This window comes from Fulvimarina manganoxydans (assembly GCF_900176465.1).
Lineage (GTDB): Bacteria > Pseudomonadota > Alphaproteobacteria > Rhizobiales > Rhizobiaceae > Fulvimarina > Fulvimarina manganoxydans.
In genome coordinates this window covers 109041-128325 of sequence record NZ_FWXR01000012.1, presented here as the reverse complement: position 1 = coordinate 128325, position 19285 = coordinate 109041, and the positions used below count along the sequence as shown (strand labels likewise).

Sequence of the window (19285 nt, the reverse complement as noted above, 5' to 3'; positions counted from 1 at the left end):
AGGATTGGCGCCGGTTGGAAGTCAGGCGGTTTCGACGACGGTTCAGATGTCGACGTCGTAATTACCCACCCCGTATTTCGGCGCCGACGCAAGTGCTGATGGTCGAGAAGATCGTGGCGAATGGGTTGGCCTTGGCCTACAGCTTCGCCGTATCAACACCGGTTCGCACGTCAGCCTCGCCATCGGCGGCCCAGCGCGAACGATAGCCATTCGTGACCTTTGCGCTGAGGGGTCGCCGACAGATCGCACGCCGTCGGCGTCGTGAGAATATCGGCCAGACTTCGCTTCAACGCTCTCCTCTTAGCAGCGATGGTCGAGGCGGCCGCCTCGGTAATCTGATGCGACAGGGCAAAGGCCTGTCCAAGCCATAGCTTCAGGCGGACGGGCAGGAAGTTGTCGCTCGCCTCGATAACGTAGGCTGCGTTGGGAGAAGGCGCTTGCCCTCCTTCTCGAACGCCTGGACGACGAAATAGGTGTTCTCTGCAATATCAGCGCCCGCACCACTTATTGCCATCGTTCGGCCAGGGCTGGCTCAGACCTTCGTTGATCAGCACTTGGCCGGCGTCTCGACCGTCGGACAGCCGAACCTTCACGAGATCGCGCCCATATCGGCCGGTCTCGCCACTGTCCTCGATCCGGTAGCCGCCGTCCATGAGTTGCCGCAGCCGATCGCGAGCCTGAATGGCAAGGTCAGCCTCTCGCGAGCACTCGGCATGGCCGGCCATCTCGGGCGTGTCGACGCCTGCCATGCGCCACTTGGTGCCGCGCTCCCAGCCGGTGTCACCATCGACGATGCAGGTCAGTTTGCGTGCAGCTCTATCGCCGCCTTCACAGACGGGGATGGCTTGGGCCCCGGTAGCGAAAAGCAAGAGGAGGGTTGCGATCAGAAGAGGTTGGTTCATGGGACTGAGGTAGAGGCTCGCTTGAAAAGTGAAGTCGCTGAAGCTGGAAACGCCTATGCTGCTTGCCGGGCCTCCAGGGCGGTCGCCAGACGTGCATAGATCATTACCCGCGAGATGGATGCCGCTCCGGTTTCATAGGGCCGCACGGTGCCCAGAGCCTCGATGCATGGGATGGGAATGATATGCCTGACCTATGATCCTATTTGACGTTCGAGAATGTCCGAGCCATGGGATCCCACGGCAGACCGATCCGCATTTCGATGCGCCTCATTGCATCGTCGAGGTAACGAGACCTCTTTCGGGCAAAGAGCTCTTTCCGCGAGAACCTTTGGCGATCGCCAAATCCATCGACGATGAAGAACCCGCTCCGACGATCGCTGAACCTCGTGCCGAAAACGACGTTCTGTGGCGCGAAGCGGAAGGCGGTCAGCCGCAACCGGTAGACCGCATCCACAAAGGCGTTCAAATCCATGAGGTGTCGCTCCGTCAGTGCGCCGGATTCCGCAACTTCATATAGCGTTGGACCAAGCTCGCCGTCGGGCGAGAGGATCGCATCAACGATCTGCGCTTTCCCAAATTCGGTGACCTGAGTGCCATATAGTTTCGGGATCGGCGCGACCGGCCAACCAGCATTTCGGTACGCTCGAAATTCTCGGAAGCAGGCCAGATCAGCTTCGCCCTTCCCAGGCTTGACCACTTTCGCGAGTAGCCCTGGCGAGGACGCTATGTGGTAGACGTCCCGTTCCATCCCGGCGCCTGCGTAACGCAGGTCTTTTTGCCGATAGGAAACCTGAAATATGTGGGACACGGACAGGGCTCAATCGCTTGAGCAAGTTCGCAGGCGGTCTGATGTCTGTACTCCGGCGGGCTGACCGCTTTCATCGGTCATGTCATATTTGAGCTGAAGCCCTTGCGAAAGAACAAAATTTCACAATTCTGGAAGTCAATCAACCAAGTCGTATCGATCATTCTAGATAGCGCTTTCACGACGAGCCAGAGATGTCCCGGTGAAGGGTTGTAAGAAGGTATTGCAGCTCAAGCAGCATGCGCGATCATGAACTTCTGCCCTTGTCTCATGGCTGCTGGTGGCTGTGCCGATGGCGCGCGATGTTCCACTGCTCAGTGTAGGTTCTCTCGAATTCCAGCAGGGCTTTTCGCGGTTCTTCAATGGTCTTCAACCATCGAGCCTAGAGGAGGGCCTCGTTCAGCGCTTGGATAAACCGCTCAGTATAGCCAATGCGCTCTGAAGCGCGTACGAAAGTGAGGAAATTCACTCACTAAAAGAACGCGATCTCGTTCAAGAAGCTACAGCCAATTAACTAATGCTGTCCACATAGGAATGAATATTACGGAGATATATTAATCGCGATTTAAAGAAAATCGTCAAAATATGCGCGCAATACATAAATAAAAAATATTCTAAAAAACCTCCGGCATAGTTAACGGTATATGTCATTGGGCATTGAAACTTTCTTTATCTAAGCGATACAAACTGATCGAGTCGCGTCAAGAAATCCGCTCTCCCGGTTGGAATCTGATGAAAGTTATCAGCTGTGTTTTGACTCAGCATAATATGTGGCTGGTCCTGCTCGCCGCAATTATGTGCATAGTGGGGATGCTGGCCTCTGTTCAGCTTTGGCAACGATCTCTGGTCGCAATCGGACGCAGTCGTGTCGATTGGTGTTTCCTGACCGGTGTGACCGCAGGTTCCGCGATCTGGGCGACGCACTTCATCGCAATGCTCGGATACGAGCCCCATGCGCCGGTCACGTTCGACCCGCAGTTGACCATCATTTCTATCATCATTGCCATTTTAGGCACGACGATTGGCTTCTGGCTTTCCGGTTCGCGAAACCGCTTCATTGCACATGTAGCTGGCGGGGCAACAATCGGCCTTTCCATCGCTGCGATGCACTTCGTCGGGATGTTCGCCTACCGCGTCGATGGCTTCGTGATGTGGGACGATCTCTATATTGCAGCAGCAATCGCAATGTCTGTCACGCTTTCCGTTGCGACGACGGCGATTATCAAATCCGAACAGTCAGGCCCGCGATATCGCAGGGCCGCACAGGCGACCGCGACCTTTGTGGCCGGTATCGTTGCTTTGCATTTTACGGCAATGGCAGCGTTTTCTGTCTCGCCGTTGCGGGGAGTTTCGATCGCTGCGGACTCTGAGGCATTCGGCGCGATGGCGATGGCGATCGCCGTGGTCGCATTGCTCATTGTCTTCACGGGCATGTCCAGCCATCTGATTGATGGTCGGGCTCGAATTGCTTCACAAAATGAACTGCTGCACATCGCGACCCATGATGAACTAACGGGATTAGCAAACAGACGGCAGTTCAAAGAGATCCTGCGTGAACAATGCGAGGAATTCGAATTCGGTCATACAGGCCCGTTCACATTGATGATGATCGATCTGGATCGTTTCAAGCCGGTCAATGACACACTCGGACATTCGCTAGGCGATCTCGTTCTGCACAAAGTCGCCCGCCGTCTTCAGAAGGTGCTTGATCCAAATGACCATCTCGCCCGCCTCGGAGGAGATGAATTCGCGATTATCTGCGCTGAAACGAGGGATACGAGTCAGGTTCGTCTGAAAGCGGGCCAGATTGTCGAAATGCTTTCGCGGCCTTTGATCATTCAAGGGCACCTGATCGAGCTTGGGGGAAGCGTTGGCATTGCATCTGCACCAAAGGATGGAGCTTCTTTCGACGACCTGACCCAGAACGCCGATATCGCCCTATACGCTGCGAAGGCTGCTGGTCGCTCGACGTTTCAGCTTTATCAACCTTCAATGTCGGAGGAAATTCTCGTCCGTCGGTCGTTGGAAGCCGATCTTCGACGAGCGGTCAACCGCGAGGAGTTCGAGGTCTACTATCAGCCCCAGACTGATGCAAAGACCGGTGCGTTCACCGGTGCCGAAGCGCTCGTCAGATGGAATCATCCGGAACGTGGCCTTCTTTCACCGGTCATTTTCATTCCGCTTGCGGAGGAACTTGGGTTCATAGGCTCGATCGGCAGCTGGGTCTTGAAGAAGGCTTGTATGGATGCAGCAACCTGGCCTGCTCATTTGACTGTCGCCGTCAACCTTTCTCCTATCCAACTTTTGGATCGGCGCCTTGTCCGAATTGTCAAGAATGCACTTGCCGAAGCGAATCTCCCTGCTCATCGCCTCGAATTGGAAATCACCGAGACGTCTCTCATCGGGAATGACGTGCAAGCCCTTGCTGTCTTGAATGAGCTTCGAGAATTAGGTGTATCGATTTCGCTCGATGATTTTGGAACGGGCTACTCTTCGCTTAGCTATTTACATCGTTTCCCGATTAATCGGATCAAAATCGACAGATCTTTCATCTCCCGCGTGCCGAACGATCCGGACAGTGTGTCAATCATACGAGCAATCGCTCAGTTGGGCACGAGCCTGGGCATGAAGATCACAGCAGAGGGCATTGAAACGGATGAACAGAGAGTTTTCTCAGCCGGTGGAGGTTGTGACCATCTTCAGGGATATCTGATCAGTAGACCCATACCATACAAGCAGGTCGCGTGCCTATTCGCCGAAGCTGTTTTGCAAAAACCCGCCGCATAAGATTGGAAAGGGCGCAGCCGAGATGCATAGACTCATTTATACAAGTGTAGCGGATATCGAACGGGACGGTGCTTCACTCCATGAAGAGACAAGAAAAATTGTAGCAATATCCGCGACAAAGAACAAAGAGCGTGAACTGACTGGCGTACTTCTGCTGGTCAATGGCACCTTTATCCAGGTTCTGGAAGGCAAGCGCGAAAATATAGAGGACGCTTTCGAAACGATATGCTGCGATCTGCGCCACAAGCAGATCAAAGTGATTGAGCTGGAGCCCGCCAAAGGCCGTCTTTTCGCCAATTGGGATATGGCGTTCGTCGGCTCAACGAATGAGCCCACCCAATTGCACGTCAATCGAGATCTTCAACACATAGCCGTAACAATAGATGCGAGACCAGCACAAGCCCTTCGTCAAATCTTGCAGTTAGTGCATCTACCACACGATTAAATCGGGGATCCTGTCCGCATTGCCCAGTAGGTTGTGCCATGGCTTTCGCTGGCATGGATTGTGAATCTGATTTGATGGCGCATACATTCGCCAAATCGGTCGTATGAAGGCCTCGTTACACTCAAATTACCGCGTTAATTGCATCCGAAGTCTCTGCAAGCTCTCGGTCTCTCGTACTGAAAAGATCTTCTCTGCTACTCGGGCTGAGCGCTGAGAGCAGCAATCTGACGAGAGATTTGCGCCAAATTTGCGCTCGGCAGGCTTGCTTCAACTCGGTTCCTCCCGCTTTGCTTGGCGCGGTACAGTGCGCGGTCGGCCATCTCGAAGAGGGTGCCGGCGTTAGCCTCGCTGTCGCATGAGCAAGCGACCCCAATGCTCACAGTGAAACGGATCAGTTGACCGTTCTGCTGGATTCCTTCTCCAGCAATCCTGATGCGGATCTTTTCTGCCATGCGAATGGCGTCGTCACGTCGCGCTGTGCGCAGGATGACGCCAAACTCCTCCCCTCCGAGCCGAGCAGCTACGTCTTCATGCCGCAGGTTGGCAGACAGAGCCTTCGATAGGGCCCGGAGGGCGTCATCGCCAGCCATATGCCCGAAGGTGTCATTCAGCATTTTGAAGTGGTCGGCATCAACGATCAGCAATGAGAAGCTTCGTCGACCTAATGCCTCCTCGGCCATGCGCTGGTCCATGATCTTGTCGAAGGCGCGTCGGTTTAGGAGGCCTGTAAGGGCATCGGTCGCTGATTCCTCGCGCAGCATTCGTTCGCGAAGCATGAAATGGCGTTCGCGGCACATAAGTGTCCCGAGTGTGACGGCTGCGAGCATGCTGGCGACGCTGAAGAAGAGCCAAAGCTCCGTCACTTTGGCGCTCGGTAAAGTAGGGACGGAATAGAGGAAAACTATGTGTGCAGACAAAATGAGGCCGAACAAAAGGAATTGGGTGATGGGTGTGCGCCCTGGCCGACGGATGTGCTTCGCCCAAACGACGCCCGCCACAGCTGCATAAGCTATGCCGAGAGCACCGGCGATGGCCGTCGGGCCACCGAGCCACAGGCGTGACCCTGCGGCAAATATCATCGATATGATAGCGCCCGGCCACCCAGCGAATGCTGCGCCAAGCCCGACGATGATGCTTCTCAGATCGACTAGCACACCGTCGGCCAATTGTGCCGGCGCTAACATTGCAGCGATCGCACCGATTCCGAAAAGCGCGCCTTCCAGGACGGAGCGCCCAAAATCGGACAGCGGAAGGCGCTCAAACGTACCGAAGGCGATCGCGATAATTGACAGAATGCCAAGGCCATGAATGAAGGCGGTCAGGAGGTCCAAGGAAAGAAGCATTGCATTTCCACGTCAGGCATAAAAGAAGTTCCACATTACAATACCCGGCAAAGAATGAATTTAAGTTTGAAAGACGTGAAGGGCATTCACTCTTCCGGCCAAACGACCGGATTTCGGACAATGCGTAAGATTTTATAACCAAACGGTAGCGCCATATTAGTGGGCGAAGTTAGAGAGAGCCCGTCATGCACTGGTCGGCGTGAGGGGCTCTCGCTCTGTAACGAACACGATCATGCGGCTCGGCGCGTCGAGTGGGCGCTATAAGAGCTGCGTTCGACGGGTTTATGGGTGCCCTCGCCCTGCGAGATGTCGAACCGTCCGATTGACCGCGCGAGCTCTTCCGTTTCGGCTTCGACCGCCTTGGTGGCAGCCGTAGTTTCCTCAACCATGGCCGCATTCTGCTGGGTGACCTTGTCCATCTGCTCGGCGGCGTCCGAGACTTCGCGCAAGGAGGAAGCCTGTTCCGTCGCAGAAGAGGCGATGGTCGCGATCACCTCGGTCATGGCATTCACTTCCGCGACGATCTCCTCCAGCGAGCGGCCCGAGGCGGTGACAAGATCGACTCCCGCTCCTACCCTCGCGCGCGAAGTTGAAATAAGGTCCTTGATCTCCTTGGCGGCGGTCGCCGAACGCTGGGCGAGCTCGCGCACCTCCTGGGCGACGACCGCAAAGCCCTTGCCGGCTTCACCGGCACGCGCCGCCTCGACGCCGGCATTCAGCGCCAGAAGATTGGTCTGGAAGGCGATCTCGTCGATGACGCCGATGATGTCGTTGATCTTCTGGGAGGAATCCTCGATCTCCTCCATGGCCAAGACAGCGCGTCCGACGATGGCCCCACCCTGTTCGGCCTTCGTAGCTGCTAGGCGGGCACTCGCGCGCGCCTGACCTGCACTTTCGGCAGTGATGGCGACCGCTTGACTGACCTCGGAAAGAGCCGCGACGGTCTCTTCGATTGAAGCAGCCTGTTGCTCGGTACGCTGGGAGAGATCGTTGGAGGCAATAGCAATCTCCGACAGGCCCGTGCGGATCGTCTGGACCGAGGAGACGACGCCGCCGATAGCCTCTTCGAGCTGAGATACGCTGTCATTGAACTGGGTCTGTATGGGCACAAACTCAGGCGCAACGCTCTGGTCCATTCGCACTGTGAGGTCACCCGCGGATAGGCGTTCGAAGCTTCTCTCTACAGCTGCGACGAGCACCCGCAGATCTTCGGCTTTCGCATTGTCTATCGCTACTTGACGTTCCTTCGCGAGGCTATCGGCCAACCGAGTTTCATTAGCTTCTCGTGCAAGCCTATCCCGTTCTATTGCCGCCGCTTTAAAGCTTTGGACGGCCTCCGCCATTTCACCGATCTCATCCTGCCGATCGAGATTAGGAATGGTAATCGACATGTCTCCATCGGCGAGCCTCCGCATAGCAGAAGACAAGCGCGAGATCGGTTGAGAGATACTTCTGGCAAGCGGCCACGCGCAAAACGCAAGGATCGCCAAAAGCACTGCAGACGCACTTAGAGATTTCCACGCGACGCCGACGAAAATCGTATTCAGGTCGTCAACATATACGCCGGTCCCAAGCATCCAGTCCCAGCCTTTGATGCCGGTTGAGTAGCTGAGTTTGGGCACAGGCGGTTGATCCGGGGTCCTGGGCCAAAGATAAGCAGTTTCTCCGCCACCAGCTCTGGCTTGCGAAATCAGCTCACGAAATAGGTAGAGACCGTTCGGATCCTGCTTGTCCCATAGAACTTTGCCAATGAGCGCTTCGGTAGGGTGTACTAACATTTCGCCAGCATAGTCAGTGACAAAGAAATAGTCATTTTTGCCGTAACGCATAGCGCTCACTGCATGCGCTGCACGTTCTTTTGCTTCGTTCTCGGTAAGTGTACCGGTATCAGAGAGATCCTTGAAAGCTTGGACGATGGACTGAGCAGTTTCTACCTGGGCTTTGATCAACTGACTTCGTTCTTGCCAGATGATGTCGCGAAGGAATAGCAACTGTATTGCCGCGACGCCAAAGCATATCAGTGCTGAGAAGCCGACAATTATGCCCAGCTTTCGAGGAATATTAAGATACACGATACTACCCAATTTAGTTGCGTACGGATTGGCGAAAATACAGTATCGTTCGTTAAAATTCTTTGCATCTGGGCGCGAGATTGGAGCCTGTCCGGAAAGGGTTGAATGGTCGGGATGACGATGATTCGAAAGGGTGTCTGAAGCCTGATCTGGAAGAGCCATGTGGGAACCCGACAACTCGCACGGAGCATAACCGCGATCACCTTCGCTATGAAACTGATCTAACCGACGCGGAATGGGCAATTCTGGAACCGCTGCTGGCGAAGCCAAAGGCCGTGGAACGGCCGCCTAAGTGGCCACTCCGCGAGATCGTCAACGCCATATTCCATATGCTGCGTGGTGGGATCGGCTGGAGGTTGATCCCCAGCGATATGCCAACCAGGAGCACGGTCTTCGACCACTTCAGCCGACGGCGTGATAAGAGCGTCTTCGCCAGTATCAACCATCGGCTCGTGATGGCCGACCGAGAACGGCTCGGTCGCGGGGCTTCGCCAAGCGCCGCCGTGATCGACAACCAGAGCATCAAAACCACCGAAAGCGGTGGGCCGAAAGGCTATGACGCTGGCAAGAAGGTCGCCGGGCGCAAACGGCAGGCGATGGTGAATACGGATGGAAGAGCGCTCGTCATCGAGACGCAGCCCGCCGACATTCAAAACCGTGACGGCACCGTTCCTGTTCTAAAGATATCGCGCAAATCATACTGGGTCGTCGAGCTGTTCTTCGGCTGGATCAGCCGGAACCGAAGGCTTTGGAAAGATTCTGAACCCACAATCGCCTCAGCGACAGCCTTCCTTTATGCCGCCTCAGTCATAATCCTCATTCGCCGCGCCTCGGAAGAGCATTACGACCTTTCTAGACGGACCCTAAAGCGAAACAGAGACGAGGCCCGATCTCCGCTAATCCAAACCGCGATCTGCGCGAAATGTTTTGACGACGGACACTCGCTCGAAAAGTCAGGCGGAGCCACCTCCATCCTCAACTGAGGCTTTCCAGCATCTCCCGGTTCTCACGCAAGATCGCATTCAGCGCCTTACGCATGGCGATAGTTTCCGCACTCCTCATTCCATGCTTGAACGCGTTCTGAGAGCCTTTTGCTGGGCCAGTGCTCTTTCCTCCATGCATTCGGCACCGACCGTTCTTCATTGCGGGAGAGCGGCAGGGCTTACCAGTGCGCCGGGAATGGGCACCGCATCGTGGGGCGGCGTGCAAGGGCTCAACCGACATCTTTCTCTTCACTCCCCCGGCTCATGAGTGCCGTTGCCGCATCCTCTTCGATCTTTTGCTGGCTCTCATGGTTGACGTTCCCGACGATCGCCTGACCGCCCGAATGGACATGGACATGCTCGACGCGAACGGTCTGCTGGCCTTTGCCTCGATGCTTATCGAGCGCGGCAACGAGAGTAGTGTAGGAGCGCGTGAGACGATTGGCCTGTGAAAGGTTCATTTCCCTCCCAGCATGCGGCTGCTCAGGGAGCATGGCACGACGAAAGCATTCCATGGCTGCGTTGTGAGTGGCGACCATTTGCGCCGCGAGCATGCCCTCGACAGCATCTTTCGGGGCGATGTCCCAAAGCGCGCCGATCGGCCCGCATTGAAAGAACTCCTGCTGTTCGATCGGCAATGGCTCAGTGCCGAGCCAGACGCTGCGGATTACCTGCCCGATCATGGCTTGATTGAAGGCAGGGCTTGCTGTTCCGCCGTATGGCCGATGCTGGTCATTCTCGTCATGGACGAGCTGCATCGTGGAGTTCTTGATTGTCGAGTCGTTTTCTGGATCGTCAGATTTCTTGCGGGAAAGCGGCGTCCATGGGCGCTTTGGCGTGGACAGAGAGATGGGCTTGGCGCCGTCTGTTTTTGCCACGGCGCTTGTGGGCTTCTTTCGGGTTGCAGTCGTCATTGTATCCTCCCTCGATTGCTGGATTGACTAAGGAAGGGCTTCAGCGTGCATTCCAAATCCCGGATACGCATTCGGAGTTCGTCATCGGAAAGGTCAGTCGTCTCGTTGACCGCAACGTTGAGGTTTCTCGGCAGGATGGACGCGATGACCTTTAGGTACGCATCGGGCTTCTCGGTGCGGACGCGCTCGATCGTCTGAGCGCCATTCGCCTGGAAGTCGGCAAAGAGAGCTTCGAGGAATTCCTCGCTGAGTTTGTTTCTCGCCCCCTTTGGGCGACCGCCTTCGCCTTTTCGAAACGGTCGCCCGACAGGCCGTCCATCGTCTCGTATCAATGCAGAATGCTGGGTTTTCGACATGGGCGCCCCTTTACGAAATAACGAACGCAAGCATTGTGAGCATGGCGGCCGCTGTCAGGATCATTGGTGAGATCGATCGAAGCTTATCGAGCAAGGGCCGGCTCCCTCCTCGACGGGCCAAGGGTCTGACGACCGCCAGTGATGTCGATCACGGTTCGACCGCGCTTCCGCTGATCTTCTTCGACGGTGCCCGCTGCCCCGACCATCGAGTGGGCATACATGCCGCCAAGAAGCTTCAGCAGTGCCTCTTCCTGTGCTGAAGTTCGGGCCTGTGAGAGAAGGATGCGAGCCCTTCCGGGATTGAGGAGCGCATCAGCGACGAGGTCGTCGATCTTCTCGATGCCGGCCTGACGCATCTTGCCGAGAAGCATTGCGCCGGCACCGCCTATCAAGGCGCCTGGACCATTACCGACCATGAAGCCGGCCGAGGCGCCGCTTGCAGGCCCGACCATACCGGCAAGGGCTTTGGCGAGAAGCGTTCCGCCTTGATCCGCGTCGCGAAGGGCGAGCGTGTCCTGAGCCGTGTTGGAGCCGCCAGGGTTTTTCACCGAGGCAATCGAGCGGTTCGCTCGTTGAAGATCATCGGCGATGCGGCCCATGATTTCGATCTCGTCATCGCTGAAACCAGCCACTCGGAGCGAGCCACGGTTCTGCCGAATGAAGTTCTGATACCCGTCAGACTTCATGGTTCCGACGCCCGAGGTGCCGGCCTCAGTATTCCCGACAAAGCGCTGAGCCATGTAATCGGCAATGGCTTTCCGGAGCCCTTGTTCGGCTTCCTTGTCTCCCCGAATGGCTTGGCGCAGATCCGTGAACCGCCGAATGCTGTCCTGCGACCCGAACATCTGCCCAACCGTCGCCGTCACGTCGTCAGGGTGATCGACCCCAAGGAATTTTCCGACCGATCCCTTTTCCAGAGCATCAAGGGCCTGTTTTCGCTGGACCGCGAGAGTGGCCATAGCGTCGGAGGCAGAGGCGGCATCGGCAAAGCGGCGATCGAGATCAGGGAAGGCACGAAGGGCGTCGGCGTGAGTTTTCCGCCACGCCGAGACCTTGGACGGGTCGAGCGTGCCGTCATCGCGGAGGGCTGAACGCCGAAGCCGATCGACCGCATATTGTTCGAGGGTCCGCATGGCTTCATCGTCGCCAACCGCTTGGCGGAAGGTTTTTACCGCCTCATATCCGCGAGCGCCGGGCCGGAAGATCGAGGCAGGAACGGAGGCCGAGGCCATGTCATAGGGTGCCGTGCTTGCCGGCCGTCGCCGCATGGGCGCAAGCATCCGATTGTCGAAGAGGTTCGCGCGATCACGAGAGGCATCGCGAGCCGCGTTCAGGCGCTCTCCGGCGGCTCCGTCGAAGCTTTGGACATCATAGCTCGGTAGTCTCGGATTGCTCGGAGCATTTCCAAGTCGCCTTCCCGCTTGGCTCTCTGTTCCGAATGAGCCAAGAAGGGTAGTCGATCCGCCACCGGCATCCGATCCAGCACTTGCCGAATTGATGCTCCTGGCCTCGGCTTGTCGGGCATACCATTCATCCGACCACTGTTGAGCCTTCGCGAGTAAGGTGTTCTCGGCGCTCATCTGGCCCGCCGCGACCGCCTGCTGTTCCTGAGCTACCTTCCCGGCAATCGCACTGTCGAGGTCCTTCTCGATCGCCGAGTTGAGTTGCACCATGCGACGGTAGGCGGGGCTCTCCCCATTCGCAAGGCGCTCACGCCGCATCTCGGTCTTGATCCGGCTTTGCGCGGCTGTCAGTTCACGGAATGGCGCGACATCGTCGAGGCCAGAGACTGCGGCAAAGATAGCCGCCTCTTCCCCTTCTGGCGGCTTGGCGGCCTTCGGAAGATCACGAAGAAGGTTGGTCGCCCGCGATTTCGCCTCACCCGTTGCCAGGGTCAGCGTACCATCGGGATCGACCGCATCCCAGAGATGACGCTCGGCATTCTTCGCCTGCGTCCTTGCTGCCTCCAGCGAGGCCCTGAGAGCGTCGCCAGCGCTTTCTGGCGGCATCCCCTGTCCAAGAGCCGTCGTGCGCGTCCTGGCCGCCTCTGTCACTCGCTGAAGCGCGCTCTCTGTCTCTGCATCGATCTGGCTAAGCCGCTGACGCACTGCTGCTCCCACGCGCTCAGGAGCCCCCTGACGCTCAATGCCGGAGAGAGCTTCGACGCGGGCTGCGTTCTGATCGGCACGGCGTGCATTGAAGGCTGCAGGATCGCGGGTCTGCGCACCACGCTCCAAAGCGCCAATGCCCATATCCCCCGTCGCTTGGAAGGTCGTCGGGCGCGAGCCGGGGACGAGTTCCTGGGCGCCGTTGTCGAGAGCGGATCGCAATGCCGTTGGATCATCCGCAGCATCGAGAAGGCGTTGACCAGCCAGTCGCTCGCGCCCGGAAGCAGTCAGGGGCGCCATGGTATCGGATGCCACGCGGCCGCCCTGCCGAATAATGCTGGGGACCGTACCGGCCACCGCGCCGATACCGCCACCGACAAGGCCGCCTGCCATGCCTGCGACAGGCTCCCAGCCTTCCGGAGCACCTTCGATGGCGATGGACGCGCCGGCACCGGCTCCAGCCCCCGCCACGGCATTGCGTCCCACGGCTCCTAGATTGTCGCCACGACCGAAGACCTGGCCAGCCATCTGACCTGCTCTACCCTGAAGAACGCCACCTCGCGCCAGGGCGGCAACAGCGGCTTCCGGCGCCACGGTATAGCCGACGCCTTGGCCGACGCCGCGAGCGATACGATCGGCCGTGTTCTCCGCGACTGTGTTCTGCGGATCAAGGACGGGCGAGGCCTCACCCAGCGTCTCGGCAATCCAGCGAGAACCGCCGACGCTGTTCTCTGGAATCGTCGGCAGATCAGCGCCCATGTAGTTTGCGCCGCCGATGATCGCGTTCATGCCGCCGCGCATGAGATCGACCGGCGCCCCTGCGATGCCATAGAGGCCTTCATTGATGCCCGCCGTCGCGTTCATGGCCGTGCCGCCATAGGTTGGAGCGCGCTCGCCCATCTCGGCGGGCTCGGATGCTGTCCTCCCTCCAGACGAGGACGGCACATTGCTCCCTGTGCCGGCCATCATCTTCTTGAAGGCTGCGACCGCCCGCTGCTCGTTGGGGGCGTCCACCTCATAGAGCCCATCCGGCCCTTCAATCTCAAAGATCGGCATTATCGAGCCCTCCGGATGCGAACGCCATCAACGTCTTGCCAACCGCCGCCCGAGGAAACGGCATCAACAGGCGCGTCAGGCATCGGACCAGAACGGGGATCGGCGGCCGCCTGGGAAAGCTTCTGTGCGCCAGCGACCACCGCATCGTTGAACTCTCGAAGCGCGCCTTGAAAATCCTCGACGCTTTGGGCCTGGTTCATGCGGACAAATGCCGCCTCCGCCTTCTTGCCTTCGAAGTCGGTGATCTGGCCGCCTCCCTTCAGCATCTCGCGAGCCTGGAGGAAGGCGCCGCCCTGCAACTGATCAATGCGAGCCTGGACACGGTTCGATTCCGGCGACCAGTTAGGCAGCCGGGAGTCGATGGGACCGATCATGCGCGGAAGATAAGGATCATTAATGAGATCGCTGACCTGCTGCGAGACCTGATTGGCAATCCTGATGCCCGAGGGCGCTCCGGCGGCGGCCGCGCCCGTTTCCTTCCCGAAAGCGGTTCCTGCTGCCTTGTCTCGGTTCAGATCGTAGGGCGAAACCGGCGTGAATCCGTCCGGGGTGCGAGAGCGGGCGATCGAGCCATCCGACCCCATCTGCCCGACAACCAGGTTACCCTCCGCGTCCCGGCCATAGACAGGTGAGAGGCCATAGTTCACCTCGTTCGCCGTCGGATCGTTCCGATCGACATACATCTTGTAGGCATCGTCCGCATCGATGACGCCGGACTGAACGGCATCGGCGAGCGCAGGATCGATCCCGCGCAGATATTCGACACGGGATGAGCGCTGATCTGCGTCCATGCGCTGCTGACGAGATGCCTGCGCAATGCGGAAAGCATCTCCGATCGGCAAGCCGGCCTCGACCGCCCCGACAATCTCAGGATGGTTTGCCTTCAGATATTCGAGGGTCGCGTTGCGCTGAGTGGTCTTTTCCCGCTTGCCTTCGAGTTGAAGAAGATTGGTCCCGAAATTCTGAAGCGGCGCATTTCGCGGTGATGATAAGAGGGAAAGGCCGACCGCCTGAAGGACATCGCCGAACTCTCCAGACTGGAAGAAGCCGGGCTTTTCCTTCTCTGGCTGAGGCATGGGGATGCCCCCGAGCCCGCCGAGACCTCCTGTCGTGGACGGATAACCGGCCATATACGAACCTCCTTGAACGGGCGCAGTGTATTCGGAAGGACCGGCGGTCAATTCGCCGTTGCTGATGTCTGAGAGATAGCCGGCGGCCGTATTGCGCCGCCGCGAAGCCTCTCCGCCCGGCCGATTATATCCGGCAAAGCGCCATGCGTTGTTCATGAGGCTCTGCGCCTCATCGATGCTGCCCGCGCTGTTCAGCCGTTGGACAAGCGCCGGGTCCTCTTGAAGGAAAAACTCGGCCTGTGTCTGCGGTGAAGGGCGGTTCGGATCATCACCCCGAGCCGAAGCAAAACGGCGAAGGTTGGCAAGGCGCTCATTGCGCCAAGACAAGATGCCGCCCGCTTGGCCGGGAGAGCCGCTTTCGGCTGGGTCCGACCACTGGCCGTAGGCATTGCGGGCGGAATAGCCGCTTTCGTGCTTGCCGGTCGCAGCCACGGCGGCAAGGCCATAAGGGTTTGTGACCCCCTGGCCGACCGTGCCGATGAATTGATCATAGATCGACGCCATCAACGTTTGCCCTTCCCGGTGCTTTTGCTCGGGCCATCCTTTTCCGTCCGGCCGTCGCTGTAGGTCGTCGTCTTGCCGGGCAGCGCGCTTGATGCCGCGTCGTTCCGCTCGCCGAAGAGGCCCCGAGGTCGCCCGCCACCGCTAAAGCTCCCGCCACCACCTGACGAGCGGCTGAATTGCTCATAGGACTGCGGCGCCGGGCCAAACCCGCTCCACCCGTTGGCAAGAGCACTGCGAGCCGTCTGCGAGAGATTGCCGCCGCCTGTGTTGCCCCCGAATGCGCGGCCAACCATGCTGCCGACCACCGCACCGGCTGGGCCAGCGATAGCGCCGCCGAGAAGCCCGCCAGCCACACCGCCAAAGCCGCCCATCGTATCCGACATACCGCCGAAGGCATTGCCGATTGCACCGAGGAGCCCGCCCGTCTGGCGAGGTGCATCAGGGATCGACGGAGCGCCGAGGCTGCGTGTCTGCCGATCAGCGACCGCGATTGGATCGTTGACCGTGCGAGGCGCGATGCTGCGCGTGCGCGCTGGCGCTTGCGGTGTCATCACCTCGGCAAACTGCGGCGCCCGCGTCTGTTGCGCCGGGGCAAATGACATGGCCGTTGCCTGCGGAGCCATGGACGAGACGCCAGGGCGAGCGTTGGGCATCGGACCCGTTGCCGGGAGAGACGGCGATCGAGCCGCAATCTGTGGCCCTTGCATTGCATTCGCCCGCGTCGGCGTGACAGTCGGCGTGCGAGCCTGGAGACTTGCCGGCTGGGCGCGCGCGCCATACCGATCGGAGAGATAGCCCTTCGGCTCTGCCACCATCTGCGTCATGGTCGGCGTGTTCATCGGAGCATTGTCAAAGCGCGATTGGATCATGCTTTGCTGATCTGCGACCCTACCGGCCTTTGGCGCTGCCTGAGAGACGACGCGATCGGCCTTAGGTGCATTGAGCGGTGCGCTCTGTATCTGCGGCTTCTCGTCTCCAATGGCCCCGAGGAGACCGCGCATCGTTGCGCCAGAGAACCCAGCCGTGACCGGAGCCCCGAGCTGTTTCGCCGCTGCCTCGATGTTGTTGCGCGGTGCGGGCGAAGGCGCCGGGACATTAGCCGGCATAGATCGCGCCGGTTGGCCCATTGTGCCCTGGTAGCTCGCCACGTCGTTGAGCGAGCCCATCGACGGGAAGCCCGCCATGCGCTCCGACACGCTGGCCGGGAGCGATGCGGTCTGCTGCGCTGCCTTTGTCCGCATGTCGGCAAGGCTAGGCATCGTGGCCGGCATATCAGGCATGCGAGACATGACCGCGTCGGACAAGCCAAAGCTCGGCCGCGCTGTCGGTGTCGGCACATTGGGTTGAGCCCGTGTCGGCGTCGGAATGCCAGCCGTGCGTGCGCGAGAAAGGGCGACGGCCGCAAGTTCCGCAGGCCCGGCCACGGGGCTGTAAGCTTGGATACCCGGCATCGGCGAGGGGCGACGATCAACCGAAGACGCTACGCCCGCAATTTGCGCTTCGATCGCGGCCGCTGCGCGGTTTGGCATTGAAGACGGCGGCGCGTAGGCAGTCATAGAAGAGGGCGTCGTCGAAAACCCCGCGATGCGATCCATAACGGAGGCGGGGAGGCTGGCCGTCTGCGGGCGTGGCGTCTCGGGGAACCCTCGCATTCGCGATGCCACATCGCGTCCAAGGCCGGCCATTGTCGGAACCGGGATGCTATCGAGTGTTGGAGCGAGATAGGCCCGCTCGACCTGAGGGGTCGGGTAGTTCATCGGGCGGGGCGCACTAGGGCCGTAAAGGCTCGGCATCGCGCCGAAAACGTGCGCGCCCTGCCTCATGCGGCTATCGAGACTCGGCGCCCAGGCGGGATTTGGGCGACCGGTCAGCGCCTTCATCGCCTCCGGGGCGTAATAGTGGGTCGCGTCCGGCCGGGTCGGGGCTACCTTGCCCTTCTCGAAATCCTCGACGACCTTGTCGATCTCGTCCTTGAACCGTGTGTAATTCGCCCGTGCCGTGGCCCGGCTTCTGGCATCGTTCCACGTCGAGTATTGGCTATTCTGCTTCACGACATCGGAGCGCGAACCGTAATTCTTCGTCTTCGACGCTCCGAATGCCCGAGGCGTGCCAATGTCAAAGCGGTTCTCGATCGTAGCGATAATGTTCGCCGCTTCCGTCCTGGTCCTCGGATCAGACCAAGGTGACAGGCGCGGATCGATCTCCCCCGCAAGGGTGAGCGCAATGTCGTACTTCTCTTGCGAGGAAAGCCGCGCCATCAGTGGACGCCTCGGGATGAATCGTCACCCGTCAACAAGTCGATGGTGTCGGCAAATGCCCGACGGGCTCTATTCAGGCAGGGCGCCAGGCATTCTGTTGGGTAGCCCTGAAGCTCCATCTTCGCTCGAAGCGCCCCCGTCATCATTGCCGCGCCAAGGTCGATTGCGTGCTGGGTGACCTCTCCTTCCTCAGCGCTATTCACGACAGCAATGGCGACGCCTTCCGCAAAGCGATCCGCTTCGTCCAGCAGCATATCGGCAGCCGCCTCATAGGCCTCGTGGTGATCGTCGTTCTGGAAAGGCAAAGTGTTCATTAGGCAGCCATCGTCCCCTTGATGTCGCCGGGACGGAAGACGCCGGGGATGGCAACGCCGCGTGCGACAAGTCTTTCAGCAGTCGCCATCAAGACGAACTCGTTGACTGTCATGCCAGCGCGATTGGCAGCGTCGAATAAAGCCAACTGAAAGGCAGGAGTGACTTTGCCGCCTTTGAGGTGAATATTAGCGTATCCCATCAGTTCAACTCCGTGATCCGATGGGATATTAGCTTATCTGCCGCGCCTTTTGGATTAGGCACGTTTAGTCAGGTTTGGTCATTTCGCGGTATTGGAAGGCCAAGATGATGAAGATAGCGGATCACACGATCATTTGACCTGTGACCTTCGCGCAGCAGCTCGATAGCTTCGAAATCCCCGTGAAGTGCCATTTCAAGGGCGACTAACGAAATCTCCAAGGGGGCATGGGGTGTGGTCTGTCGCGAAAGACCATGCTGTTTACATAGCCGGCGGATTGTCGCGTCAGACTTGCCGCTATGGATTACCGCCGTTCGAACGTCGATTACCTCGTCCCACGTCATCAAGACTGGAGCCACCATCACGCCACCTCCAATTCGCGGCGATGCTCGTCATTCCAGTCAGTGCCAAAGAGCGGCGACAACTCCACGATGACGTCGAAGCCTTTCGCCTTCAGCTTCTGCGCCAGTCGGAAGGCCGAAGCTTGTCCGGTGAAGGAGTGATCGTTGTCGCCGAAGACGAAGACCGTCGTGACGATCTCAGGGGGCGTCCACTCCTCCAGCAGTCCAGCCGTTAACGCGGCCCACGTCGGCACATTGAAGATCGTTGCCGCCGAGAGCGCGGTCTCAATACCCTCGGCGACCCCAAGAACGTCCTGATGCTGCATCAGCCGTACGGCTGCACCAGACGGCATCGTCCCGAGCATCTTGCGCGGATTGTCGACGGTAGCTTTTGCCCCCTCTGGCGAGAGGAACGTCCGATGAAGAGCTGAGCGCTCGCCCTTCGCGATCGCGGCATCAGAGGGATCGACTTTTGCGATCATGGCCGGATGGAATGCGCCCGGCCCATATCGCTCGTCCGGACTGAAGCGTAGGCACGACGGAAACGTCCGCAGGCCGGTTCGCGAATTGAGGTAGCGCCCCGCCGGATCGTCAGCCGTTATTGCCCGCGACCGCTTCCATATTGCACGCATTTCGTTTCGCTGGGCTTCATCGCTCTGCGCGATGCCGATCGAGGATCGCGCAATGGGTGCCTGCCCGATGTGCTTTTCAATCTCGACGGCAGCATCTTTGAACTCGATCCCGAGAAAGCGCTTCACCAGCTCGATGCC

At 58.9% G+C, this 19285-nt stretch carries 15 protein-coding genes and 2 pseudogenes; 3 read left to right on the top strand and 14 right to left on the bottom strand.

The genetic code is table 11. The features are described from left to right. Nucleotides 1-42: 42 nt before the first annotated feature. The 3 genes and pseudogenes from B9A15_RS23870 to B9A15_RS13890 form a co-directional block, all read right to left on the bottom strand. Nucleotides 43-425 (bottom strand): annotated as a pseudogene (locus B9A15_RS23870) (hypothetical protein); the annotation flags it as partial. Between the two features lie 63 nt (nucleotides 426-488). Further along, nucleotides 489-902: a thermonuclease family protein gene (locus tag B9A15_RS13895; RefSeq protein WP_139798389.1), complete on the bottom strand. Its 414-nt coding sequence runs from the start codon at nucleotides 900-902 to the stop codon at nucleotides 489-491. A gap of 199 nt (nucleotides 903-1101) precedes the next feature. After that, entirely contained in the window at nucleotides 1102-1710 is a 609-nt protein-coding gene (locus tag B9A15_RS13890; RefSeq protein WP_280173804.1) for a YrbL family protein, read from the bottom strand. A gap of 729 nt (nucleotides 1711-2439) precedes the next feature. Here B9A15_RS13890 and B9A15_RS13885 point away from each other — a divergent pair. Both B9A15_RS13885 and B9A15_RS13880 read left to right on the top strand, forming a co-directional pair. Then, nucleotides 2440-4494, top strand: coding sequence for a putative bifunctional diguanylate cyclase/phosphodiesterase (locus tag B9A15_RS13885; RefSeq protein ID WP_084410761.1), 2055 nt, complete (start codon nucleotides 2440-2442; stop codon nucleotides 4492-4494). 22 nt (nucleotides 4495-4516) lie between these two features. After that, entirely contained in the window at nucleotides 4517-4939 is a 423-nt protein-coding gene (locus tag B9A15_RS13880; RefSeq protein WP_084410759.1) for a BLUF domain-containing protein, read from the top strand. Between the two features lie 194 nt (nucleotides 4940-5133). On the opposite strand, the gene B9A15_RS13875 is transcribed toward B9A15_RS13880, so the two are convergent. Continuing rightward, complete coding sequence (locus B9A15_RS13875; protein WP_170923298.1) at nucleotides 5134-6270, bottom strand: GGDEF domain-containing protein; 1137 nt, start codon at nucleotides 6268-6270, stop codon at nucleotides 5134-5136. Between the two features lie 242 nt (nucleotides 6271-6512). Then, nucleotides 6513-8516 (bottom strand): methyl-accepting chemotaxis protein, encoded by a 2004-nt coding sequence (locus B9A15_RS13870; protein ID WP_084410755.1) that lies wholly within the window; start codon nucleotides 8514-8516, stop codon nucleotides 6513-6515. On the opposite strand from B9A15_RS13870, the pseudogene B9A15_RS13865 reads away from it, so the two are divergent. Next, a pseudogene (locus B9A15_RS13865) lies at nucleotides 8504-9181 on the top strand (IS5 family transposase); the annotation flags it as partial. The gene B9A15_RS13870 and the pseudogene B9A15_RS13865 sit on opposite strands and share 13 nt — an antisense overlap. Nucleotides 9182-9329: 148 nt before the next feature. Here B9A15_RS13865 and B9A15_RS23865 read toward each other — a convergent pair. The 9 genes from B9A15_RS23865 to B9A15_RS13820 all read right to left on the bottom strand — a co-directional run bounded on the left by B9A15_RS23865 (nucleotide 9330) and on the right by B9A15_RS13820 (nucleotide 19273). Next, on the bottom strand, nucleotides 9330-9578 hold the full coding sequence (locus B9A15_RS23865; RefSeq protein ID WP_084410753.1) for an HGGxSTG domain-containing protein: 249 nt from the start codon (nucleotides 9576-9578) through the stop codon (nucleotides 9330-9332). Beyond that, nucleotides 9568-10251, bottom strand: a complete 684-nt coding sequence (locus tag B9A15_RS23210) for a hypothetical protein (protein ID WP_084410751.1) — start codon at nucleotides 10249-10251, stop codon at nucleotides 9568-9570. The genes B9A15_RS23865 and B9A15_RS23210 overlap by 11 nt, the downstream gene beginning before the upstream one ends. Next, nucleotides 10248-10607, bottom strand: a complete 360-nt coding sequence (locus B9A15_RS13850) for a hypothetical protein (RefSeq protein ID WP_084410749.1) — start codon at nucleotides 10605-10607, stop codon at nucleotides 10248-10250. The genes B9A15_RS23210 and B9A15_RS13850 overlap by 4 nt, the downstream gene beginning before the upstream one ends. 83 nt (nucleotides 10608-10690) lie before the next feature. Next, entirely contained in the window at nucleotides 10691-13771 is a 3081-nt protein-coding gene (locus tag B9A15_RS13845) for a hypothetical protein (protein WP_084410747.1), read from the bottom strand. After that, on the bottom strand, nucleotides 13771-15405 hold the full coding sequence (locus B9A15_RS13840) for a phage tail tip lysozyme (protein WP_084410745.1): 1635 nt from the start codon (nucleotides 15403-15405) through the stop codon (nucleotides 13771-13773). Before B9A15_RS13840 ends, B9A15_RS13845 begins: the two co-directional genes overlap by 1 nt. After that, the gene (locus B9A15_RS13835; RefSeq protein WP_084410738.1) at nucleotides 15405-17663 is read right to left on the bottom strand and encodes a hypothetical protein; all 2259 of its coding nucleotides are present in this window, start codon (nucleotides 17661-17663) and stop codon (nucleotides 15405-15407) included. The genes B9A15_RS13840 and B9A15_RS13835 overlap by 1 nt, the downstream gene beginning before the upstream one ends. Further along, on the bottom strand, nucleotides 17663-17977 hold the full coding sequence (locus tag B9A15_RS13830) for a hypothetical protein (RefSeq protein WP_084410736.1): 315 nt from the start codon (nucleotides 17975-17977) through the stop codon (nucleotides 17663-17665). The genes B9A15_RS13835 and B9A15_RS13830 overlap by 1 nt, the downstream gene beginning before the upstream one ends. Continuing rightward, nucleotides 17977-18177, bottom strand: coding sequence for a hypothetical protein (locus B9A15_RS13825; RefSeq protein ID WP_084410734.1), 201 nt, complete (start codon nucleotides 18175-18177; stop codon nucleotides 17977-17979). The genes B9A15_RS13830 and B9A15_RS13825 overlap by 1 nt, the downstream gene beginning before the upstream one ends. A 358-nt stretch (nucleotides 18178-18535) precedes the next feature. Next, a complete protein-coding gene (locus B9A15_RS13820) occupies nucleotides 18536-19273 on the bottom strand; it encodes a DUF7146 domain-containing protein (RefSeq protein WP_244556955.1) in 738 nt (245 codons plus the stop codon). Nucleotides 19274-19285 lie beyond the last annotated feature (12 nt).